Annotated in this window: 18 protein-coding genes; 14 read left to right on the top strand and 4 right to left on the bottom strand. The window is 72.1% G+C overall.

All coding sequences use genetic code 11. The annotated features are described in order from the left end of the window. Positions 1 to 19 precede the first annotated feature (19 nt). Positions 20 to 1483: a xylulokinase gene (gene xylB, locus BIU95_RS10840; protein ID WP_071251667.1), complete on the bottom strand. Its 1464-nt coding sequence runs from the start codon at positions 1481 to 1483 to the stop codon at positions 20 to 22. 61 nt (positions 1484 to 1544) lie between these two features. Next, on the bottom strand, positions 1545 to 2738 hold the full coding sequence (gene xylA / locus BIU95_RS10835; protein ID WP_031259514.1) for a xylose isomerase: 1194 nt from the start codon (positions 2736 to 2738) through the stop codon (positions 1545 to 1547). Positions 2739 to 2835: 97 nt separating this feature from the next. On the opposite strand from xylA, the gene BIU95_RS10830 reads away from it, so the two are divergent. The 13 genes from BIU95_RS10830 to BIU95_RS10770 all read left to right on the top strand — a co-directional run bounded on the left by BIU95_RS10830 (position 2836) and on the right by BIU95_RS10770 (position 17966). Further along, complete coding sequence (locus BIU95_RS10830; RefSeq protein WP_071251666.1) at positions 2836 to 4017, top strand: Gfo/Idh/MocA family protein; 1182 nt, start codon at positions 2836 to 2838, stop codon at positions 4015 to 4017. Next, the gene (locus tag BIU95_RS10825; RefSeq protein WP_071251665.1) at positions 4014 to 4721 is read left to right on the top strand and encodes a ThuA domain-containing protein; all 708 of its coding nucleotides are present in this window, start codon (positions 4014 to 4016) and stop codon (positions 4719 to 4721) included. Before BIU95_RS10830 ends, BIU95_RS10825 begins: the two co-directional genes overlap by 4 nt. After that, positions 4706 to 5818, top strand: a complete 1113-nt coding sequence (locus BIU95_RS10820) for a Gfo/Idh/MocA family protein (protein WP_083389338.1) — start codon at positions 4706 to 4708, stop codon at positions 5816 to 5818. Before BIU95_RS10825 ends, BIU95_RS10820 begins: the two co-directional genes overlap by 16 nt. A 34-nt stretch (positions 5819 to 5852) precedes the next feature. After that, a complete protein-coding gene (locus tag BIU95_RS10815) occupies positions 5853 to 6902 on the top strand; it encodes a sugar phosphate isomerase/epimerase (protein ID WP_042537748.1) in 1050 nt (349 codons plus the stop codon). A gap of 213 nt (positions 6903 to 7115) precedes the next feature. Further along, complete coding sequence (locus BIU95_RS10810; protein ID WP_071251664.1) at positions 7116 to 8405, top strand: ROK family transcriptional regulator; 1290 nt, start codon at positions 7116 to 7118, stop codon at positions 8403 to 8405. Further along, on the top strand, positions 8402 to 9433 hold the full coding sequence (locus tag BIU95_RS10805; protein WP_071251663.1) for an NAD(P)-dependent alcohol dehydrogenase: 1032 nt from the start codon (positions 8402 to 8404) through the stop codon (positions 9431 to 9433). The genes BIU95_RS10810 and BIU95_RS10805 overlap by 4 nt, the downstream gene beginning before the upstream one ends. Before the next feature lie 967 nt (positions 9434 to 10400). Continuing rightward, positions 10401 to 11780: an MFS transporter gene (locus tag BIU95_RS10800; protein ID WP_071251662.1), complete on the top strand. Its 1380-nt coding sequence runs from the start codon at positions 10401 to 10403 to the stop codon at positions 11778 to 11780. Positions 11781 to 11840: 60 nt separating this feature from the next. After that, positions 11841 to 12134: a hypothetical protein gene (locus BIU95_RS18705; protein ID WP_052481666.1), complete on the top strand. Its 294-nt coding sequence runs from the start codon at positions 11841 to 11843 to the stop codon at positions 12132 to 12134. After that, positions 12131 to 14011 carry an alpha/beta hydrolase gene (locus tag BIU95_RS10790; RefSeq protein WP_071251661.1) on the top strand — a complete coding sequence of 627 codons (1881 nt, stop codon included), beginning with the start codon at positions 12131 to 12133 and terminating at the stop codon, positions 14009 to 14011. Before BIU95_RS18705 ends, BIU95_RS10790 begins: the two co-directional genes overlap by 4 nt. An 86-nt stretch (positions 14012 to 14097) precedes the next feature. Next, positions 14098 to 14502, top strand: a complete 405-nt coding sequence (locus tag BIU95_RS10785) for a hypothetical protein (protein WP_139179749.1) — start codon at positions 14098 to 14100, stop codon at positions 14500 to 14502. A 143-nt stretch (positions 14503 to 14645) separates the two neighbouring features. Continuing rightward, positions 14646 to 16073, top strand: coding sequence for a bifunctional UDP-N-acetylglucosamine diphosphorylase/glucosamine-1-phosphate N-acetyltransferase GlmU (gene glmU, locus BIU95_RS10780; protein ID WP_071251660.1), 1428 nt, complete (start codon positions 14646 to 14648; stop codon positions 16071 to 16073). Positions 16074 to 16134: 61 nt separating this feature from the next. Further along, a complete protein-coding gene (locus BIU95_RS10775) occupies positions 16135 to 17112 on the top strand; it encodes a ribose-phosphate diphosphokinase (protein ID WP_017886775.1) in 978 nt (325 codons plus the stop codon). 74 nt (positions 17113 to 17186) lie between these two features. Continuing rightward, on the top strand, positions 17187 to 17966 hold the full coding sequence (locus BIU95_RS10770) for a putative protein N(5)-glutamine methyltransferase (protein WP_310809467.1): 780 nt from the start codon (positions 17187 to 17189) through the stop codon (positions 17964 to 17966). Between the two features lie 349 nt (positions 17967 to 18315). On the opposite strand, the gene BIU95_RS10765 is transcribed toward BIU95_RS10770, so the two are convergent. Next, entirely contained in the window at positions 18316 to 19827 is a 1512-nt protein-coding gene (locus BIU95_RS10765) for a molybdopterin-dependent oxidoreductase (RefSeq protein WP_254783343.1), read from the bottom strand. A gap of 230 nt (positions 19828 to 20057) precedes the next feature. Here BIU95_RS10765 and BIU95_RS10760 point away from each other — a divergent pair, with 230 nt between their 5' ends. Then, positions 20058 to 20813 carry a hypothetical protein gene (locus BIU95_RS10760; RefSeq protein WP_042537736.1) on the top strand — a complete coding sequence of 252 codons (756 nt, stop codon included), beginning with the start codon at positions 20058 to 20060 and terminating at the stop codon, positions 20811 to 20813. A 79-nt stretch (positions 20814 to 20892) separates the two neighbouring features. Here the strand turns inward: BIU95_RS10760 and gndA are convergent, their stop codons facing one another. Beyond that, the gene (gene gndA / locus BIU95_RS10755; protein ID WP_017886771.1) at positions 20893 to 22350 is read right to left on the bottom strand and encodes an NADP-dependent phosphogluconate dehydrogenase; all 1458 of its coding nucleotides are present in this window, start codon (positions 22348 to 22350) and stop codon (positions 20893 to 20895) included. Between the last annotated feature and the right edge of the window lie 53 nt (positions 22351 to 22403).

Here is a 22403-nt window from a genome sequence, read left to right as displayed (position 1 = left end):
GGGGGCACGGAGTGTCGGTTCAGCGCGCCGCCGCGCGGTACTGCTCGAGCACCTCCGGGTGCGGGTCGGACGGCACGGTGGTCGTCGCGGTGTCCCACGTCGGCAGGGCTCCGGTGAGCGCCCACGCGGCCTGCTTCGCAGCCCCCGCGGCGACGTACTCGCCGGGCTCCGGCACCAGGACGTCACGGCCGAACACCTGCGCGGCGACGGCGCGGACCGCCGGGTTCCGCGCAGCGCCCCCGATGAGCAGCAGCCGCTCGACGGTCACGCCGGTGTCCTGCACCGCGGCCAGTCCGTCGGCGAGGGCGCAGAGCATCCCCTCGAAGGCCGCCCGGGCCAGGTGCGCCCGGTCGGTGGTCGCCGGCGTCATGCCGAGCAGCGAGGCGGTCGCGTCCGGCCGGTTCGGCGTGCGCTCGCCGACGAAGTACGGCACCAGGACGAGGCCGTCGGCCCCGGCCGGCGCCTGCAGCGCCAGCTCGCCGAGCGCGTCGTGGTCGACGCCGAGCAGGCCGCCGATCACCTCGAGCACGCGGGCCGCGTTGAGCGTCGTGACGATCGGGAGGCGCGACCCGGTCCCGTCGGCGAAGCCCGCCACGGTCCCGCTCGGGTCACGCACCTCGGCGTCGCTGACCCCGAAGACCGTGCCGCTCGTGCCGAGGGACACCGCGACGTCGCCCGGGCCGAGACCCAGGCCGAGCGCTGCCCCGGCGTTGTCACCGAGTCCGGCGCCGACGACGAGGCCGGAGGGCGCGACCGCGCCGCCGGGCAGCTCGACGTCGGTGGACAGGGTGCCCATCGCCTCGTCGGGAGCAACCACGCGGGGCACGACCACGGCGTCGTCGTCACCCATCGACGCCGGCCGCATCGGCCGCCCGAGTGCGAGCTCGAACAGTTCCGGGTCGTACTCGCGGCGCACCGGGTCCCAGTACGCCGTGCCGCTGGCGTCGGACGCGTCCGTCGCCAGGGCCTCCAGGTCGGGGCCGAGCGGACTCTCGTCCGCCGGACCGTACCCGCGGAGCCGCCATGACAGCCAGTCGTGGGGGAGCGCCACGGCCGCGACGCGGGCCGCGTTCTCGGGCTCGGCGTCGCGGAGCCACCGCAGCTTGGTCCCGGTGAACGACGCGACCGGCACCAGCCCCGTCCGGGCGACCCACGCCTCCTGGCCGAGCTCGTCGACCATCTGCGCGGCCGCGTCCGCACTGCGGACGTCGTTCCAGAGCAGGGCGTCGCGGACGACGCGGCCCTCGGAGTCGAGCGCGACCATGCCGTGCTGCTGCCCGGCGACGGCGACGGCACCGACGTCGTCGAGGCCGCCGGCGTCCGCGACGGCGGCACCGAGGGCGTCCCACCAGTGGCAGGGGTCGACGGAGGTGCCGTCCGGGTGGGAAGCGCGGCCCTCGCGGACGACCGCACCGGTCGCGGCGTCACGGATGGTGACCTTGCAGGACTGGGTCGAGGAGTCGACGCCGGCGACGAGTGCCATCAGTTCTCCTCGGCGGCAGGCCGCCTCGGCGCGCGGAATGCGGCCGCTGGCGCGTCCGCGTTCAATTCCGCGCGCCCATGAGGTGCTCCATCGCGAGCTGCTGCAGGCGGACGAAGCCGAAGCCCTTGCCGCCGAAGTAGGCGTCGGTGTCGAAGTCCTCGTAGGCGGAGCGGTCGGCGAGGAACGTGTCGTACGACTCGCCGTCGTTCAGCGTCGGCGTCGACAGCTCGCCGACCTTCGACGCCTCGAGTGCCGCCTGCACCTCGGGGTCGGCGCGGAACGCCTGCGCACGCTCCTTGAGGAGCAGGTACATGCGCATGTTGGCCGACGCGGAGTCCCAGACACCGCTGATGTCCTCGGTGCGGCTGGGCTTGTAGTCGAAGTGGCGCGGGCCGTCGTACGCCGGGCCGCCCTGCGGGGCACCGTGCTCGAGCAGGTCGACGAGCGAGAACGCGTTCTGCAGGTCGCCGTGGCCGAACACCAGGTCCTGGTCGTACTTGATGCCGCGCTGACCGTTGAGGTCGATGTGGAAGAGCTTGCCCTGGTAGAGCGCCTGGGCGATGCCGGCGGTGAAGTTCAGGCCCGCCATCTGCTCGTGGCCGACCTCGGGGTTGATGCCGAACAGCTCCGGGCGCTCGAGCGTCTCGGTGAAGGCGATCGCGTGGCCGAGGGTCGGCAGGAGGATGTCGCCGCGGGGCTCGTTCGGCTTCGGCTCGATGGCGAACCGGATGCCGTAGCCCTTGTCGGTGACGTACTGGGCGAGCAGGTTGACGGCCTCGCGGTACCGCTCGAGCGCGGCCTGCACGTCCTTGGCGCTGTCGTACTCGGAGCCTTCGCGGCCACCCCACATCACGAACGTCGAGGCGCCGAGCTCGGCGGCGAGGTCGATGTTGCGCAGGACCTTGCGGAGCGCGAAGCGGCGGACCTGCCGGTCGTTCGAGGTGAAGCCGCCGTCCTTGAAGACCGGGGCGGAGAACAGGTTCGTTGTGACCATCGGCACGACGATCCCCGTCGACTCGAGGGCGCCCTTGAGGCGGTCGATCTGGGTCTGGCGCTCGGCGTCGGTGGAACCGAACGCGAACAGGTCGTCGTCGTGGAAGGTCAGGCCGTAGGCCCCGAGCTCGTCGAGCTTCTCGACCGCCTCGACCACGTCGAGGGCGGGGCGGGTCGGCCCGCCGAAGGGGTCCGAGCCGTTGTAGCCGATGGTCCAGAGACCGAAGGAGAACTTGTCTGCACGGGTGGGCGTCGTTGCCATGGTGGTCACCGTTCGTCGTCGAAACAAAATGTTGCCGCGCCCAACATAAGCGGTAGTGTTGGCTGTGGCAAGCACGTGATCGCAAAGGAGCGAGCGGATGGCACAGGAACGACTGCGGGTCGCGATGGTGGGGCACGGCTTCATGGGAGCCGCACACTCACAGGCGTGGCGGACCGCTCCCCGGTTCTTCGACCTCGGGGCCGACCCGGAGATGGCGGTGATCGTCGGGCGTGATCCCGAACGCACCGAGGCAGCCCGGCAGCGGTACGGCTGGCAGGCGGCGTCCACCGACTGGCGTGCCGTCGTCGCCGATCCGGACATCGACGTGGTCGACGTGGTGTCCCCGGGGTCCTCGCACGTCGAGATCGCGATCGCCGCGCTCCAGGCCGGCAAGCACGTCCTGTGCGAGAAGCCGCTCGCCAACACCGTTGCCGAGGCCGAGGCGATGACCGCCGCTGCCGACGCCGCCCGCGAACGCGGCGTCCGGGCGATGGTCGGGTTCAGCTACCGCCGCGTGCCCGCGATCGCGTTCGCCCGGCAGCTGGTGCAGGACGGCCGGATCGGCACCGTGCGCCAGGTCCGCGCGCTCTACCTGCAGGACTGGTTGTCGGACGAGGACGGCCCGATGACCTGGCGGCTCGACAAGTCGCTCGCGGGGTCCGGTGCGCTCGGCGACATCGGCGCGCACGCCATCGACCTGGTCGAGCACGTCACCGGTTCGTCGCTCGCCACCGTGTCGGGCACGCTCGAGACATTCGTGACCGAGCGTCCGTTGATGGCCGAGGGGGTCGGGCTCTCCGGCACCGCGTCGAGCGAACGCGGGCAGGTCACCGTCGACGACGCCGCGTTCTTCACCGCACGGCTCAGCGGCGGCGCGGCCGACCGTGCGATCGGCACCTTCGAGGCGACGCGCTACGCGACCGGGCGGAAGAACGGCCTGACGCTCGAGATCAGCGGTTCCGACGGCGCGATCCAGTTCGACCTCGAGGCGATGAACGAGCTGCGGTTGTACGAGTCGAACGCCCCTGCGGCGGAGCAGGGCTTCCGGCGCATCCTCGTCACCGAGCCCGAGCACCCCTACATGGCCGCGTGGTGGCCGACCGGACACCTCATCGGGTACGAGCACACCTTCAGCCACCAGGTGAAGGACTTCATCGACGCCGTCGCCACCGGCACCGACCCGTCACCGTCGTTCGCCGACGGCCTGCACGTGCAGCGGGTCCTCGACGCCGTCGAACGCAGCGCCGCCGCCGGCAGCACCTGGACGGCGACCTCGTGAGCGCCGCCGAGCAGACCCGCCGGGCGCTCGTCGTCCGCGGCGGGTGGGACGGCCACCAGCCCGTCGAGACCACCGACCTGTTCATCCCGTTCCTGCAGGAGAACGGGTTCGAGGTCCGGGTGTCGGACTCGACGGCCGTCTACGCCGACGCCGCCGTCATGGACGAGGTCGACCTGATCGTGCAGGTCGTCACGATGTCGACCATCGCCGACGACGAGTTCGCCGGGCTGCAGCGCGCGGTCCTGGGCGGCGCCGGACTGGCCGGCTGGCACGGCGGCATCGCGGACGCGTTCCGGAACACCGCCGACTACCTGCACATGGTCGGCGGCCAGTTCGCCCACCACGCCGGCAAGCACCCCGACGAGCGCGTCGGGGAACAGTCGGACAACTACATCCCGTACACGGTCCACCTCACCGACCTCGGGCACGAGCACCCGATCACGCAGGGCATCGAGGACTTCGACCTCGTCACCGAGCAGTACTGGGTGCTGTCCGACGAGTACAACGACGTCCTCGCGACCACCACTCAGGACGTGCGCGACTTCGACGCCTGGAACCGACCGGTCACCGCACCGGCGATCTGGACACGGCAGTGGGGCGAGGGCCGCGTGTTCGTCTCCGCACCAGGGCACCGCCTCGAGGTCGTCGAGTCGCAGCCACTCCGCACCATCATCGAACGGGGACTCCTGTGGGCAGCACGCTGAACGAGGGAGTGCTCCGGGTCGGCGTGGTCGGCGTCGGGGTCATCAGCCAGCAGTACTTCGAGCACTTCCCGGCCCTGCCCGGACTCGAACTCGCCGCGGTCGCCGACCTCGACGTCGCCCGTGCCCAGCAGGTCGGTGCGGCACAGGGCGTGCGCGGCACCACCGTGGACGACCTGCTCGCCGCCGACGACGTCGACGTGGTGCTCAACCTGACGATCCCGGCCGCACACGCCGACATCGCCACCCGGGCACTCGCCGCCGGCAAGCACGTCTACGGCGAGAAGCCGCTCGCGATGTCCACCGCCGAGGCCGCCCCGGTGCTCGAGGCCGCCCGCACCGCCGGCCTGCGCGTCGGCAGCGCCCCGGACACCGTCCTCGGCACCGGCGTCCAGACCGCGCGCGCCGCGCTCGACGACGGTGCGATCGGCACCCCGGTCGGCGCAGCCGTCGCCTGGAGCGCCCCCGGGCACGAACGCTGGCACCCGGCGCCGGCCTTCTACTACCAGCCCGGCGGCGGACCGCTGCTCGACATGGGGCCGTACTACCTGACCAGCCTCGTCACGTTCTTCGGGCCCGTCGTCCGGGTCAGCGGCAGCGCGACCCGCTCCACCCGCGAGCGCACCGTCGCCACGGGGCCGAACGCCGGCACCCCGATCCCGGTCGACATCGACACGCACGTCGTCGCGATCCTCGAGCACGAGGGCGGCGTGGTCTCCACCGTGACCGTCTCGTTCGAGGTCTGGGCCACCCGCGCCCCGCTGTTCGAGGTGTACGGCACCGCGGGCACCCTGGGCGTCCCCGACCCGAACCGGTTCTCGGACACCGTGTCGATCGCCACCGCCGACGACCGCTCGTGGCGGGACCTGCCGGTCGCCGCCGGGTACGCCGACGCCGGTCGCGGCTACGGCCTCGCCGACATGGCCCACGCGATCGCGACGGACCGGCCGCACCGGGCCTCCGGCGACCTCGCGTTCCACGTGCTCGAGGTCATGGAGGCGGTCTCCGCCGCCGCCCGAGACCACTCGGTCGTCGATGTGCACTCGCGCGTCGAGCGACCCGCCACCGTCCCGGCCGGGTCCGCGCCCGGATCCTGGTGACGGAACCCGACCACCGCGAAGAAGGACGACGACGATGACGACGACGGACGCGAGCGACACGACGGACACGACCCGGGCCTCCCGGCCGGTCACCCTGTTCACCGGACAGTGGGCCGACCTGCCCTTCGAAGAGGTGGCCCGACTCGCCGGCGAGTGGGGCTACGACGGGCTGGAGATCGCCTGCTGGGGCGACCACCTGGACGTCCGGCGCGCTGCGACGGACCCGGAGTACGTCGCCGGGCGCAAGGCGATCCTGGAACGCAACGGGCTGCAGGTCTGGACGATCGCCAACCACCTGGTCGGCCAGGCCGTGTGCGACGACCCGATCGACCAGCGGCACGAGGACATCGTGCCGCCGCACGTGTGGGGCGACGGCGATCCCGAGGGCGTGCGGCAGCGTGCGGCCGAGGAACTGCAGTGGACCGCCCGTGCCGCCGCCGCGCTCGGGGTGGACACCGTCACCGGGTTCTCCGGCTCGTCGATCTGGAAGACCGTCGCCGGGTTCCCGCCCGTGCCGCCGGCGATGATCGACGCCGGGTACCAGGACTTCCACGACCGCTGGTCACCGATCCTCGACGTCTTCGAGGAGGTCGGGGTCCGGTTCGCGCTCGAGGTGCACCCGTCCGAGATCGCCTACGACTACTGGACCGCGAAGCGCACGCTCGAGGTGTTCCAGGACCGCCCGGCGTTCGGGTTCAACTTCGACCCGTCCCACTTCGTCTGGCAGGACCTGGACCCCGCCGCGTTCCTGCTCGACTTCGCCGACCGGGTGTACCACGTGCACTGCAAGGAGTCGGTGAAGCAGCTCGACGGTCGCAACGGCCGGCTCGGGTCGCACCTGCCGTGGGGCGACCCCCGGCGCGGGTGGGACTTCGTCACCGCCGGCCACGGGGACGTGCCGTGGGAGCGGGTGTTCCGCGTGCTGAACCACATCGGGTACGCCGGCCCGACCAGCGTCGAGTGGGAGGACGCCGGCATGGACCGCCTCGTCGGCGGGCCCGAGGCGCTGGCGTTCGTACGGCGGCTCGGCACCATCGCGCCGCCGGAGGCGTCGTTCGACGCCGCGTTCTCGCAGTCGCGCTGACCGGGCCGCCTGCGTTCGAACGCGCTCACCGCTTCCGGGCGTACCTGCTGAATCCGGGCACACCTGGTCGTTCGTTTCGACCAGGTACGCCCGATCCCGCTTTCCATCGCCGGCGTTCTGGGAAGGACCGAGCACGCGAGGATGGGCAAGCAAGCAAGCAAGCAAGCAAGCAAGCAAGCAAGCAAGTAAGCAAGGACCGACCGAGAGGACCCGATGGCACGCACAGCTGCAGCACCCGGTGTCGCGCAGACCCCGGCGCTGCGCAACGCCGCACGTGTCCTCCGCCTGGCGCACGAGGACGGTCCGATCACCCGCGCCGAGCTCACCCGCCGCACCGGACTCAACCGCTCAACCACGCTCACGCTCGTCGGCGAACTGGTCGAACTCGGGCTGGTGCACGAGGACGTGCCCGGGACCGGCAGCACGAGTGCTGGCGTCGGCCGCCCGAGCCCGGTGGTCCGTGCCTCGGCGGAGGTGGTCGCGGTCGCCGTCACGGTCGAGGTGGACGCCGTGACCGTCGCACTCGTCGGACTCGACGGCAGCGTGCGCACCCGCGCGGTGGCGGCGAGCGAGAGCGCCCCGACCGCTGCCGAGGCGGTCGAGACCATCGCCGGACTCCTGGACGAGTTGATCGCCGGGGAAGGCCCGCCCACGCGGATCGCCGGAATCGGTGTCGCGGTCCCCGGGACCGTGCGGGTCGAGGACGGCGTGGTCCGCTACGCGCCGCACCTCGGCTGGCACGACGAACCGATCGCCCGTCCCCTCGCCGAGCGCACCGGTCTGCCGGTCCGGGCCGCGAACGACGCGAACTCCGGCGCCTGGGCGGAGCGGCTGTACGGCAGTGGCCGCGGAGTCGACGACCTGATCTACCTCAACGGTGGCGCGAGCGGTATCGGCGGCGGCGTCATCAGTGCCGCTCGGCCCCTCAGCGGTGCGGACGGGTACGCCGGCGAGCTCGGTCACACCTTCGTCGCAGCGAACGGTGTCCGTTGTCACTGCGGTGCTGTCGGGTGTCTCGAGACCGAGGCGTCGCGTGATGCCCTGGTCGCTGCCGCCGGCGTCGCCTCGGACGACCCGTCAGCGCTCGCCGCGGCGCTCGCGCAGCGCCGTCCCGAGGTCGAGCGGGTGGTCGACCGCCAGGTCACGGCCCTCGCGACCGCACTCCGCAATGCCATCCACACCGTCAACCCCGAGGTGGTCGTCCTCGGTGGGTTCCTCGGAGTGCTCCTCGGCCACGTCGGGAACCGCATCGAGGCTGAGGTCCGGGCGCAGTCGATGGCTGCCGTGACCGAGCGGCTGCGCATCGCACCGGCGGCGCTCGGTGCCGATGTCCTGCTCCGAGGCGCTGCTGAACTCGGGTTCCGTGATCTGCTGCGCGACCCGACGGCATCGCGGCTCAGACCGGCCACCGCGGCGACCGCGCCCGCGGCATCCGCCGCCGCCCCCTCCACCACCCTCACGTCCGGCCGCGACGACGCGGCCGAGGAAGCGAGAACCGCATGACCTCCACCCAGCGCACCAGTGTCCTGCTCGGCACCCAGGACCTCACCGTCGAGGACCGCCCCGTCCCCGCCGTCGACGCCGGCGACGTGCTCGTCCGGGTCGCCGCCGTGGGCGTCTGCGGCTCCGACGTGCACTACTACCGCCACGGCCGCATCGGCGACTTCGTCGTCGAGGAGCCCCTCGTCCTCGGCCACGAACTCTCCGGCACGATCGAGGCGGTCGGCGAGGGCGTCGACCCGTCCCGTGTGGGGGAGCGCGTGGCCATCGAGCCGCAGCGCCCCTGCCACCGCTGCGCGCAGTGCCTGGCCGGTCGCTACAACCTCTGCCCGCACATGCGCTTCTACGCGACGCCGCCGGTCGACGGTGCCTTCACCGAGTTGGTCACGATCGAGTCCGAGTTCGCGCACGTCCTGCCCGACTCGGTGTCGTTCGAGGCCGGTGCGCTCCTCGAGCCCCTGTCGGTCGGCATCGCCGCCGTCCGCAAGGCCGGCATCGTGCCCGGTTCGTCGGTGCTCATCGCCGGTGCCGGTCCGATCGGCATCATCTGCGCGCAGGTCGCGAAGGCGTTCGGTGCGTCACGCATCGTCGTCAGCGACCTGGTCCCGGAGCGCCGTGCGCGGGCCCTGGAGTACGGCGCCACCGAGGTCGTCGACCCCACCGCCGTGTCCGTCGCGTCCGACATCGTCCCCGTCGACGCGTTCATCGACGCCAGCGGTGCGCCCCGTGCGGTCTCGGACGGCATCAAGGCGGTCGGTCCGGCGGGTGCCGCGGTGCTGGTCGGGCTCGGCAACTCCGAGATGACCCTGCCGGTCGAGCACATCCAGAACCTCGAGGTCACGGTCACCGGGATCTTCCGGTACACGAACACGTGGCCGGTGGCGATCCAGCTGGTCGCGTCCGGGCAGGTCGACCTCGACTCGCTCGTCACCGGCCGGTTCGGGCTCGACGACGTCCGCGAGGCTCTCGAGAGCGACACCGACCCGGAGTCGCTCAAGTCCGTCGTCTACCCCGGCGGCGTCCCGGCCTGAGCCGGCACGGTGCAGGCTTCGCCGGCCCGGGCCGCGTTGCGTGCCTGGTGCGGTGTTGCGGCGGGGCACGGTGCGTGGAAGTGCGCACCGGGTGACGACGTGGGCACGGTGCGGACGGGAGGCGCGGGGCCGGGCCGCGACGTGCCTCCCGTCCGGCACGGTGCAGGGTCTGTCGGACGGTGCGGTCTCGGCCGCTTGGTGCGGCGTTGCGGCCGGGCACGGTGCGTGGAAGCGCGCACCGGGTGCCGACGCGTGCACGGTGCGGGCGGGAGGCGCGGGGCCGGGCCGCGACGTGCCTCCCGTCCGGCACGGTGCAGGGTCTGTCGGACGGTGCGGTCTCGGCCGCTTGGTGCGGCGTTGCAGCCGGGCACGGTACGTGGAAGCTCGCACCGGGCGACGGCGCGCGCACGGTGCGGACGGGAGGCGCGGCGCCGGGCCGCGACGTGCCTCCCGTCCGGCACGGTGCGGGCTTCGCTGGCTCGGGCCGCGTTGCGTGCCTGGTGCGGCGTTGCAGCGGGGCACGGTGCGTGGAAGCTCGCACCGGGTGACGACGTGGGCACGGTGCGGACGGGAGGCGCGGCGCCGGGCTGCGACGTGCCTCCCGTCCGGCACGGTGCGGGGTCTGTCGGACGGTGCGGTCTCGGCCGCTTGGTGCGGCGTTGCGGCGGGGCACGGTGCGTGGAAGCTCGCACCGAGTGACGACGTGCGCACGGTGCGGACGGGAGGCGCGGCGCCGGGCTGCGACGTGCCTCCGGTCCGGCACGGTGCGGGCTTCGCTGGCTCGGGCCGCGTTGCGTGCTTGGTGCGGCATTGCGGCCGGGCACGGTGCGTGGAAGCTCGCACCGGGTGACGGCGCGCGCACGGTGCGGACGGGCGGCGCGGGGCCGGGCCACGACGTGCCTCCCGTCCCGCACGTGACCCGGAACGGGGCCACCGCCGCGTCACCGGGACGCGCTACGGTTCGCGCATGACCGCTTCACCGGCCGCCGTCGTGCCGCAGCGCACCGACCGGCGCGCGCTCGTCTCCTGGGCGCTCTGGGACTGGGGGTCGGCCGCGTTCAACGCGGTCGTCACCACCTTCGTGTTCAGCACGTACCTGGCGAGCCGGGCGTTCGTGGACCCGGCGCTCGTCGGCGACACGTCGGCGGCGGGCAAGGCGATCGTGGAGCGGGAGCTCGCGCACAACGCCGCCGTCGTGTCGACCGCACTGACCATCGCGGGGATCGTCGTCGCGCTCGTGGCGCCGGCCATGGGGCGGCTCGCGGACTCGTCCGGACACCGCCGTCGCTCCGTCCTCATCGCCACGATCGGTGTCGCGCTGTCGATCGGCGGCATGGTCTTCGTCGCGCCGAGCCAGCCGTACCTGTTCCTCGGCGCAGCCCTGCTCGGCATCGGCACCGTGGCCTACGAGATCGCGACCGTCGGGTACAACGCCATGCTCGGGCAGGTCGCCTCCGGGGAACGCACCGGCCGGGTGTCCGCCATCGGGTGGGCGGCTGGGTACTTCGGCGGGATCGTGCTGCTCGTGCTGCTGCTCGTGCTCTGCATCCAGGACTTCCGGGGCGACGGTGTCGTCGGCGGGCTCCTGCAGCTGCCGGCGACCGTCGCCACCGGGCAGTGGGACGTCCGCGTCGCGATCGGCATCGCCGCCGTCTGGCTGGCCGTCAGCTCGATCCCGCTGTTCCTCACCGTGCCCGAGGCAGTGCCGGACCGCACCCGCGGCGGTGGCGTGTTCGGCGCCTACGCGGACCTCGGTCGCGACATCGCCCGGCTCTGGCGCGAGCGGCGCAACGTCCTGGCGTTCCTGCTCGCCAGCGCGGTGTTCCGCGACGGCGTCGGTGCCGTCTTCACGTTCGGCGGGATCGTCGCCGCCCAGGTGTTCGGGTTCACGCCGTCCCAGGTCATCCTGTTCGCCATCGCCGCGAACGTCGTGGCCGGCATCGCGACGTTCGTCTCCGGACGCCTCGACGACCGGTTCGGGTCGCGTGCGCTCATCATGGTCTCGCTCGTCGGACTCGCCGTCTGCGGGGTCGGGGTCTTCGCCGCCGGCAACGAGACGCAGTGGTTCTGGGTGCTCGGGCTGACCCTCGCGGTGTTCGTCGGCCCGGTGCAGTCGTCGTCGCGTGCCCACCTGGCGCGGTTGACGACCCCCGGCCGCGAAGGCGAGCTCTTCGGCCTCTACGCCACCACCGGCCGCGCCGCGTCGTTCCTCGCGCCGGCGCTGTTCGGCGTCGCGGTGACCGTCGGTGGGTCCACCCGGTTCGGGATCCTCGGCGTGGTCGTCGTGCTCATCGCCGGGCTGGTGCTCATGGCGTTCGTCAAGCGAGAGCCGCAGGTGCAGGGCTGACAGCGACATCCGCTGCTGCTATCGTCACCGTCGGACAGCCGGAACGATGGGGGGACCGTCATGGGGGCGTCAGAACTCAGGATCGAGTCGGAGACACTCGCGTCGGTCGCGACCGCGCTCACCGACGCCCGCACCGCGCTCGGTGCGGACACCGACCGGTTCACGGGACAGAGCACCGCGTGCCTGGGAGTGTCCGAGGTCATCAGCCGGACGGCGGGTCTCTCCCTGGCACACCAGGGCATGATCGATGCCGTCGACTCCGCGCTCGAGCAAGCCGCGACGTTCCCCCACGACCTCGGTCTGCAGGTCGATGCAGAGGAAGCAGCACTCGCCGCGAAGGCGGACGGCAAGTGAGCGGCGAAGAGCCCGACGTCGGCGATCCGGCCGGCATCACCGCGCTCGCCGGGCACTGGCACGACCGCGCCGACGCGGTGCAGGACGCACTCGCGAAGATCGGCGCGGCGTCGGACGTCACTGCCTCGCCGTCGTGGAAGGGGGAGGCCCAGACGCGGTTCGCGGCCCTGCTCGACGACATGCGCCCGAGTGCCACGGGGCTGGTCGCCCTGTTCGACGCGGCGGGCGACGCCTTCGACCAGTACGCGAAGGACGTCCAGCGGATCAAGGACGACGCGGACACCATCCGCCTGCAGCGCGCGACGCTGGCGATCGCGGTCGCCGCCCAACAGTCCGCGATGCCGGCGATCGAGCGAGCAGCGAAGGCGGACGGCGCGACCGAGGCGGACGCCACGAGCCTCTCGAACGCACAACGGGCGGTCACGGAGAACGCCGACCAGTCGTCGGCGCTCGATGCGCAGTGGGACCAGCTCGTGCTCGACCGCGCAGCTGCGGACGCCGCCCTGCTCCGTGTGATCACGGGGCCGGAGACCCTCGGGCGGTTGGGGAGCATCGACGGTCGTGGCGTGGGCCTGTCCGACGCGGACCTGGCGAGCACCCTCGCGTCGTTGTCGCCGACCGAGCTCGGCGCGCTCTTGATGCTCGACCGGAACCTCGCCGACCGCCTCGGTGAGATGTCCCCGGAGGACGTCGCGGCGCTCTGGAAAGCACTCGGCGGTGGACAGGACACCACGGGCGCAGACCACACGGCAGCGCAAGACGCCCTGATCGGTCTGCTGCCCGCGGTCGTCGGGAACCTCAGCGGGCTGCCCGCCTGGGCGCGGGACCGGGCGAACCGGATGACCCTCGTGACCGCGACGGCGCAGGCGGAGCAGGACCTCGCCGACGCGAAGGAGCGGCGGGAGGGGCTCGGATGGCCGGCGTCCCAGTCAGCGGACATGTCCATCGACGCGGCGCAGGCGGACCTGGACGCCTACCGCAACATCGAGAAGACCCTCGCTTCGAGCAAGGAGCCCGGTCGCACCCTGCTGACCCTGGACACCGGACACGAACCACCGCTCGCCGCGGTCGCCGTGGGGGACGTCGACACGGCGTCGAACGTCTCCTACATGGTGCCGGGCATGGGAACGACGACGAAGGACATGTCGGGGTGGACCACGGCGGCGCAGAACCTCTGGCAGACGCAGGAGGACCTCGAGGACTCGGGTGGCAGCCACGCGGTGGTCGCGTGGATCAACTACGAGCCGCCGCCCGTGCCGAGCGGGCCGACGACCTTGGGCGTCCTGCACGGGGACGCGGCGCGAGTCGGTGCCGACCGCCTCGCGGATGATCTGCTCGGGTTCCAGGCATCTCGATCCGATCCACCGACCCTCAACGTCGTGGCGCACTCGTACGGCACGACGACCGCAGCAGACACCCTGCACGGCAAGGGCGTCCACGTCGACAACTTCGTGAGCGTCGCGTCGGCGGGGATCGAGGGCGACGTCGGTGGTGCAGCGGGCATCGACGCCGACCACGTCTACGCGGGACAGGGATCGTCCGGCCTGCCGACGAAGGACCCGGCCGACAACCCGCGCGACCAGTGGGCGTGGTTGGGCCGACTCGGCAGCGGGCGGGAGAACCCGATGGACTCGTCGTTCGGGGCCACCACGTTCGGGACCAACGGCGGGGACCCGTCAGAGGGCGCCGGCGTCACCATGCACGACCCGATCGGGTACGGCGGTGGCGACGGGTACTTCGACCTCGGCACCGAATCCTTGAACAACGTCGCCAGGGCGACCGTCGCCGACGGCACGGGGATGACCCCGGCGGACGATGCTGGTGTGAGCGAGCACGACCAGATGCTGCTCGACAACATGATGGGACCGTCTCTGTGAACCGACGACCGGCGATGATCGGCCTGGTGATGCTCGTCACGATGCTCGCGGGCTGTGCGGCGGGAACCCCGAACAAGGAGAACAGCATGAGCGCAGCACCGACGGCGGAGCACCAGCGGGAGCTCGCGGTGGCGTACGTCGACTCGACGATGAAGCGTTCCGGCGTGGACTGGGACGCCGATCGGTCCGAGGAGTACGCGCAGGACTGTGTGCTCGCCGACGGCTCGACCGGCGCACTGTACAACGTCGTCCGCACCGGCGCGGGGGTCGCGGACCCCGAGGCCGTGACGAAGTCGGTGGGCACGGCGTGGTCTGCGGACGGGCTCACCGTGGAGTACTCGACGGACCGGATGACCTCCGGGGCGAAGCGGTACCTGGTGAACGGGAGCGGCGGGGACGTCGAGCGCATCCAGTTCGGCGCGGCGACGACGAAGTCGAGCATGAGTGGTGTGTCGCGGTGCGGCACCGGGAACGCCGCCGACCTCGGCTGAGCCACCAGGACTCGGCTGCTGGGCGCGAGCGCTGCCTGGAGGCACGGTGCCGGTCCGTCCACAGGCTGCGGTTGTGCGCACGGTTGCGCACAGGACCGTGCTCGCGTCGGACGCTACGGGCTCGGGTGCGCCAGGATGGGTCCATGACCGACCAGCGCATCGCCGTCGTCGTCCTCGCCGCCGGGCAGGGCACGCGCATGAAGTCGTCCACGCCCAAGGTGCTGCACCGGCTCGCCGGGCTGCCGCTCATCGGGCACGTCCTGCGCACGGCGTCGTCGCTCAGCCCCGAGCACGTCGCCGTGGTCGTGCGGCACGAGCGTGATCGTGTCGCGGCCGAGGTCGCGGAGCGCGCCCCTGACGCGATCATCGTCGATCAGGACGCCATCCCCGGCACCGGCCGTGCGGTCGAGGTGGCGGTCGACGCCCTGCCCGCCGACTTCGACGGTGCCGTCGTCGTGCTCTCCGGCGACGTGCCGCTGCTCGACGCGGCGTCGCTCCGCCTGCTCGTCGACGCCCACGTCGGTGCCGCCAACGGGGCGACCTTCGTCAGCGCGATCGCCCCCGACCCGACGGGCCTCGGACGGATCGTGCGTGATGACGCCGGCGCCTTCGTCAGCGTCGTCGAGCACAAGGACGCGACGGCCGAACAGCTGGCCATCACCGAGGCGAACGCGGGCATCTACGCGTTCGACGTCGCGCGGTTGCGGGCGGTCCTGCCGTCGCTCACCACGGCGAACGCGCAGGGCGAGAAGTACATCACCGACGCCCCCGCGCTGATCAGTGAGCGCGGCGGGCGCATCGACGTCGTCACCCTGACCGACCCGTGGCTCGTCGCCGGCATCAACGACCGTGCGCAGCTCTCCGACGCCGCGCGCGAGCTCAACGCCCGCATCGTCCGCGGCCACCAGCTCGCCGGTGTCACCGTGCAGGACCCGGCGACCACCTGGATCGACCTCGACGTCACCATCGAGCCCGACGCCGAAGTCCTGCCCGGCACCCAGCTCATCGGCGCCACCGCGATCGCCGCCGGTGCCGTCGTCGGTCCGGACACCACGCTGCGCGACACCGAGGTCGGTGCCCGCGCCACGGTCAACCGCGTCGACGCCACCCTCGCGGTGGTCGGGGACGGCGCCTCGGTCGGCCCGTTCGCCTACCTGCGGCCCGGCACGATCCTCGGCGACGACGGCAAGATCGGCACCTTCGTCGAGACGAAGAACGCCCGGATCGGTCGCGGCAGCAAGGTCCCGCACCTGTCCTACATCGGCGACGCCGAGGTGGGCGAGGACTCGAACATCGGCGCGAACACCATCACCGCGAACTACGACGGCGTGCACAAGCACCGAACCGAGGTCGGCTCGAACGTCCGTACAGGCTCGCACAACGTGTTCGTCGCCCCCGTTAGGATTGGTGACGGTGCGTACACCGGCGCCGGGACCACCGTCCGCAAGGACGTTCCGGCAGGATCGCTCGCGATCAGCTACGCCCCACAGCGCAACACCGACGGATGGGTCGAGGAACACCGACCCGGCACACCGGCGGCCGAGGCTGCTCGGCTCGCGAACGGCGAATAGATCCTGGCGACCACCCGTCGCCGACATCGACCCCTCGTGGGTCAGGGAGTGAGCACCGCACTTGTCCGGAATCAAGACAACCGGCCAGAAACGACTCGTCCTCGTCTCGGGGCGAGCACACCCGGCGCTCTCTGCCGAGATCGCGGAGGAGCTCGGGGTCGACCTCGTGCCGACCGATGCACGGACGTTCGCGAACGGTGAGCTGTACGCCCGCTTCGACGAGTCGGTCCGTGGCTGCGACGCCTTCGTCATCCAGTCGCACACCGCGCCGATCAACGAGTGGCTCATGGAGCAGCTCATCATGGTCGATGCCCTGAAGCGTGCCTCGGCGAAGCGCATCACCGTCGTGGCGCCGTTCTACCCCTACGCCCGCCAGGACAAGAAGGGCCGCGGCCGCGAGCCGATCTCGGCCCGCCTCGTGGCCGACCTGTTCAAGGCTGCCGGCGCGCACCGCATCATGAGCGTCGACCTGCACGCTGCGCAGATCCAGGGCTTCTTCGACGGCCCCGTCGACCACCTGTTCGCGATGCCGGTGCTGCTCGAGCGCTTCCGCCAGATCCTCGACCCGAAGACGCTCACCGTCGTGTCGCCGGACATGGGCCGCGTCCGTGTCGCCGACATCTGGTCCGAGAAGCTCGGTGCGCCGCTCGCCATCATCCACAAGCGTCGCGACCCGCTCGTGCCGAACCAGGTCTCGGTGCACGAGATCGTCGGTGACGTCAGCGGTCGCGTCTGCCTGCTCGTCGACGACCTGATCGACACCGGCCGCACGATCGCGAAGGCTGCCGAGGCGCTCAAGGACGCCGGCGCCACGGGTGTCGTCGTCGCCGCGACCCACGCCGTGTTCTCCGACCCCGCCACCGAGTTGCTGCAGAGCGAGTTCATCGACCGCGTGGTCGTGACGGACACCCTGCCCCTGCCGATGGACAAGCGCTGGGACCGCCTCGAGGTGCTGCCGATCGCGCCGCTCATCGCCCGTGCCATCCACGAGGTCTTCGACGACGGTTCCGTGACGTCGATGTTCGACGGCGCAGCGTAGCGGAGCCGTCGACCCATGGGCACAGCCGACGGCGCAGGACCATCTCCGCGACGTGACGTGTCCCGTTGCCCGTGGTGACCCATCCCGCGCGTGACGCCCTCGCGGCCCGGCTCCGGGCCGCGGGGAGCGTCTTCGCCGAGGACGAAGCCGACCTGCTGCTCGAGGCCGGTGACGGTGAGCCGGTGCGACTCCGCGCCCTGGTGCAGCGTCGGCTGGCCGGTGAGCCGCTCGAGTACGTGCTCGGCTGGGCCGCCTTCGACGGGCACCGCATCCGGGTGACCCCCGGGGTCTTCGTGCCGCGATCCCGCACCACCGTCGTCGTCGAGCAGGCTGCGCTTCGGCTGCAGCGCTACGACCGCGTGGTCGACCTGTGCTGCGGCGCGGGTGCGATCTCGGTCGCCCTGTTCGGTCGAGTCGGTGCGCTCGACCTCCTCGCCACCGACATTGACCCGGACGCCGTCGACGTCGCGGCCGAGAACATCGGCGACCGCGGCATCGTCGTCGCAGGCGATCTGTTCGCGCCGTTGCCCGAGCGGTTCCGCGGGGCCGTGGCGGTCATCGCGGTGAACGCCCCGTACGTGCCGACGGCGTCGATCGCGTTGATGCCGACCGAGGCCCGGGAACACGAGCACCGCATCGCCCTCGACGGTGGTGCGGACGGTCTCGACCTGCACCGTCGGATCGCCGCGAGCGCGGGGGAGTGGCTCCGGCCCGGTGGCGCGGTCGTCATCGAGGTGTCCGAAGCCCAGGCCGAGGCGTCCGCCGCTGCGTTCGCGGCCGCCGGCTTCACCACCGCCGTCGAGCGGGACGCCGAGGTCGACGGCACCTGCATCGTCGCGACCCTGCCCGCCTGACCGCACGCTGCCCGCCGCCGAGTGGTCACGACATGCCGCTCAGGTTCGCCGAGGCGGCACGAAGTGTCGCCTGCGCGTCCGCGAACGGACGCTTCCTGCACCCCCGGCGCGACGCATGTGGCGTGTCACGCGACCGGGGTGAGGGGCGGAGCGGGCCGGCACCGGTCCTCCAGGCCGTCGGGTGACCGGAGCACGCCTGCGGCCAGTGGTCACGACATGCCGCTCAGGTTCGCCGGGGCGGCACGAAGTGTCGCCTGCGCGTCCGCGAACCGACCTTTCCTGCTCCCTCGGCGGACCTCAGCGGGCGTGTCCCGCGACCCTGCGACTCCGAGACTCCGCTGCCGGAGCGTCAGCGCGCGTCGACCGTCACCGTGTGCCAGCCCGTCGCCCCGTTCGGCGCCGGCGGCCGGTCCACGCTCGTCTGCACCTCGCCGTCCGCACTGGTCGCGCGCACCTCGATGCGGTGCGAGCCGGAGGTCGGCGTCCACCGCACCACCCACTGCCGCCAGGTGTCCGCGGAGACCGAGTCGGCGAGTTCGGCGCGCTGCCAGTCGCCGCCTCCGACGCGGACCTCGACGGCCTTCACGCCCTTGTGCGGCTGCCATGCGACCCCGGCGATCGCCACCGGCTTGCCCGCGGTCACGGTCGACCCGTTCCGCGGTGTGTCGATGCGCGACTCGAGCTTGACCGGGCCACGCTCCGACCAGCCGCGCGGGGTCCAGTAGCCCTGCGCGTCGGCGAAGCGGGTGACCTCGAGCTCGGTGACCCACTTCGTCGCCGAGACGTACCCGAACAGCCCCGGCACGACCATCCGCACGGGGAACCCGTGCTCGGTCGGCAGGGGTTCGCCGTTCATCCCGACCGCGAGGAGCGCCGCGGTGCCGTCGTCCTGCAGCACGTCGAGCGGGGTGCCGGCGGAGAACCCGTCGATGCTCCGTGAGAGCACCATGTCGGCGTCGCCCGTCGGACGCGCCCGGGCGAGGAGTTCGCGGATCGGGTAGCCCAGCCAGCGGGCCGTCCCGATGAGGTCACCGCCGACCTCGTTCGACACGCAGCTCAGCGTGGCGACGTGCTCCTCGAGCGGCAGGGCGAGCAGCTCGTCCCACGTCAGCGTGATCTCGTTCTCCACCGCTCCGTGGATCCGGAGCGACCAGTCGGCGGGGTCGACCATGGGCACGCGCAGGGCCGTGTCGATCCGGTAGAAGTCAGCGTTCGGCGTGATGTACGGGGTGATGCCGTCGACGTCGAGCGACGCACCGGCGGGGACCGCCGGTGCCGCGGTCGCCGCCGCGGGCAGCCGGATGGCCCGCCGGGCAGCAGCGGCCGCCTGCATCGCGGACGACCCGAGCCGGGAGGCGGTGCCCACCACGACCGCGAGGGTCGCCGTCGCGACGCCCCAGATCAAGAACGTCCGGCGCTCCGCCGAGGCGGGTCGCGGGGACGCTGACGGCACGGCAGCCGCTGCTTCCCACCGTCGCAGCCGCTGGAGCAGCAGGCGCAGGACGACCACGGCCGCGGCGATCCCGAGGACCGTCGGGGCGCCGTCCAGGCTCCCGCTGCCCGAGCGGGTGCTGACGGCCAACAGCGCCAGCACACCACCGGCGGCGAACACGAGCGCACCGAAGGGCGGGCGTGCGCGCTCGAGGACTCCGGCACCGGCACTGATCGCGATGACGATCACCGTCATGAGCCCGAACAGGGCGACCTTGTCCCCGGTGCCGAACACGGCGACCATGAAGTCCTTCGCACCCGGGGGAGCGAGGTCGATGACCGCTGAACCGACGGCGACCAGGGGGCTGCCCGCCCCGCCGAGCAGCAGTGCGCCGAACTCGGCGACACCGAGGAACGCGGCGGCGGCCACGACGCCGACGATCGCGGCGATCAGCGTACAACGTCGGTTCGAAGGTGCATCGGGCCCGCGCGTCCCGGAGGACGGATCCGCCGTCGGTCGGCCGATCGGTTCGTCCGTCGTCTCGGTGGTCACCGCCCGAGCGTAGGTCGTCAGGCCGCTCGTGGGCTGTGTGCGGGCTTCCCCGCGCGTTCACCGGGTCCGGCCAGCAGGTGGCGCGCGCCTCGTGGGAGGATCAGACCGTGCTGCAGCGTCCGGATGGTGTCCCGCGGTCCGGTCGTGCCCGCGGCGCCGGGCGGACACCGATGTCGCCGGCACGTCGACTCGCCACCCTGCGCTGGGTCATCGTCGCCGTCTGGCTGGCACTCCTGATCACCCGGATCGTCGTCGTCTCGACGGCACCCAGCGTGGACCTGTCCTGGTACGGCATCGTCGAGTTCGGTGCGATCGGACTCGGTGTCGTGGTCATCGTGATCGCGGTGGTGCGGACCGCGACGGCACGGCGGCGGCAGGCGGACGAGGCGCTCGCGCTCGCCATCCGTCGGATCGACCCGACGGTGTGGCTGGTGCCGGCGGCGCCGACGCCCGAACTCCGCGGCGTCATCGACGAAGTCCGTCCGGACACCCACCTCGGTTCGCGCGTGACGTGGGCCTTCGGCGCCACCGAGGCCTCCCTGTGGGAACTCGACGAACGGCGGGCGACCCGGCTGCTCGTGATCCGGTGGAGTCGGGTCGTGCACGTCGGGCTCGAGGACGTGCCGGAACGGACGGACGGCTCGGGTGCCTCGCGCCGCTCGGGTGGCTCGGGTCGCGCTGGCGGCTCGGACGGTGCTCGCCGAGCCTGTGCGGTGGCGATCCACCACGTGCGGCCGGACGACACCCCGGCCGTCGCGACCTTCTTCGTCCGGACTGCACCGGGTTCGCGGCGGCTGCTCGGGCGTGGTCCGCGGCTGGACCGGCTCGTCGCCGACCTGGCACGGGAGCGCATCGTCGCCTGATGCGACGAAGGGCCCCGCGTTCGGCGAGGCCCTCCGTGCTGCGCACGCACCGACGTCGGTCGTCGGCGGGCGCGGTTCGTCAGTGCGTCGACGGCTCCTGCTCGACCTCGCGGCGGTCGTCGTCGGACCACAGCGTGTGGAAGGTGCCGTCCTTGTCGATGCGCTGGTAGGTGTGCGCTCCGAAGAAGTCGCGCTGGCCCTGGATCAGCGCTGCGGGCAGCCGGTCGGACGCGAGCGAGTCGAAGTACGACAGCGCGGACGAGAAGCCCGGCGCGGGGACACCGGATGCGGCGGCGATCCCGACGATGCGCCGCCAGGCTGCTTCGCCCTCGGCGACGGCGTTCGCGAAGTACGGGTCGACCAGCAGCGACTCGAGCTTCGGGTTCTCGTCGTACGCCTCGACGATGCGGTTCAGGAACTGCGCCCGGATGATGCAACCGCCTCGCCAGATCTTCGCGACGTTGCCGAGGTCGATGTCCCAGCCGTACTCCTTCGCCCCGGCGATGATGAGGTCGAACCCCTGCGCGTACGCGACGACCTTCGAGGCGTAGAGCGCCGCACGGACGTCGTCGGCGAAGGTGTCCGGCACCTCGGCGATCTGCGGACGGCTCTTGACCGACTGCTGCACGGCGGCACGCTGCGTCGGCTTCGACGACACCGCACGGGCGAACACGGCTTCGCCGATGCCCGACACCGGGATGCCCAGACCCACCGCGTTCTGCACGGTCCAGACGCCGGTGCCCTTCGAGCCGGCCGCGTCACGGATGACGTCGACGAGCGGCTTGCCGGTGGCGGCGTCGCGCTGCTTGAGGACCTCGCCGGTGATCTCGATCAGGTAGGACTCGAGGTCGCCCTTGTTCCACTCGTCGAAGACCTGCACCAGGTCCTCCACCGAGAGCCCGCCGACGCGACGGAGCAGGTCGTACGACTCGGCGATGAGCTGCATGTCGGCGTACTCGATGCCGTTGTGCACCATCTTGACGAAGTGCCCGGCGCCGTCGGTGCCGATGTGGGTCACGCACGGTTCACCTTCGGCCACCGCGGCGATCGACTTGAGGATCGGCCCGAGCGTCTCCCAGGCCTCCTTCGAGCCACCGGGCATGATCGACGGGCCCTTGAGTGCGCCCTCTTCACCACCGGAGATGCCGGTGCCGACGAAGTTCAGCCCCTGCTCGCGCAGATCGTGCTCACGGCGGATGGTGTCGTGGAAGTTCGCGTTGCCCCCGTCGACGATGATGTCGCCCGGCTCGAACCGTTCGGCGAGCTGCCCGATCACGGCGTCGGTGCCCTTGCCGGCCTGCACCATGATGATCGCGGTACGGGGCTTCGACAGCGACGCGACGAACCCGTCGATGTCCTCGGACGCGATGAACCCTGCGTCGCCGTGCTCCTGGAGCAGTTCCTCGGTGCGGGCGTACGTGCGGTTGTAGACCGCCACCGTGTTGCCTTCGCGCGATGCGAGGTTGCGGGCGAGGTTCGAGCCCATCACTGCGAGTCCGACGACTCCGATGTTCGCCTGACCGTTGTTGTCTGCCACGAGGGTCTCCTTTGTCCTGACGTTGGCGCCCAACCTACGACCGGTGGTCTGGG

The organism is Curtobacterium sp. MCBA15_007 (genome assembly GCF_001864905.1).
Classification (GTDB): Bacteria; Actinomycetota; Actinomycetes; order Actinomycetales; family Microbacteriaceae; genus Curtobacterium; species Curtobacterium poinsettiae.
This window is presented reverse-complemented; position numbering and strand designations above follow the sequence as displayed.

What these genes read in the sequence shown, in the direction of transcription:
- xylB (WP_071251667.1), bottom strand. Translation starts at nt 1,483, where the DNA reads ATGGCACTCGTCGCCGGCGTCGACTCCTCGACCCAGTCCTGCAAGGTC.
- xylA (WP_031259514.1), bottom strand. Translation starts at nt 2,738, where the DNA reads ATGGCAACGACGCCCACCCGTGCAGACAAGTTCTCCTTCGGTCTCTGG.
- BIU95_RS10830 (WP_071251666.1), top strand. Translation starts at nt 2,836, where the DNA reads ATGGCACAGGAACGACTGCGGGTCGCGATGGTGGGGCACGGCTTCATG.
- BIU95_RS10815 (WP_042537748.1), top strand. Translation starts at nt 5,853, where the DNA reads ATGACGACGACGGACGCGAGCGACACGACGGACACGACCCGGGCCTCC.
- BIU95_RS10810 (WP_071251664.1), top strand. Translation starts at nt 7,116, where the DNA reads ATGGCACGCACAGCTGCAGCACCCGGTGTCGCGCAGACCCCGGCGCTG.
- BIU95_RS10805 (WP_071251663.1), top strand. Translation starts at nt 8,402, where the DNA reads ATGACCTCCACCCAGCGCACCAGTGTCCTGCTCGGCACCCAGGACCTC.
- BIU95_RS10800 (WP_071251662.1), top strand. Translation starts at nt 10,401, where the DNA reads ATGACCGCTTCACCGGCCGCCGTCGTGCCGCAGCGCACCGACCGGCGC.
- BIU95_RS18705 (WP_052481666.1), top strand. Translation starts at nt 11,841, where the DNA reads ATGGGGGCGTCAGAACTCAGGATCGAGTCGGAGACACTCGCGTCGGTC.
- BIU95_RS10785 (WP_139179749.1), top strand. Translation starts at nt 14,098, where the DNA reads ATGAGCGCAGCACCGACGGCGGAGCACCAGCGGGAGCTCGCGGTGGCG.
- glmU (WP_071251660.1), top strand. Translation starts at nt 14,646, where the DNA reads ATGACCGACCAGCGCATCGCCGTCGTCGTCCTCGCCGCCGGGCAGGGC.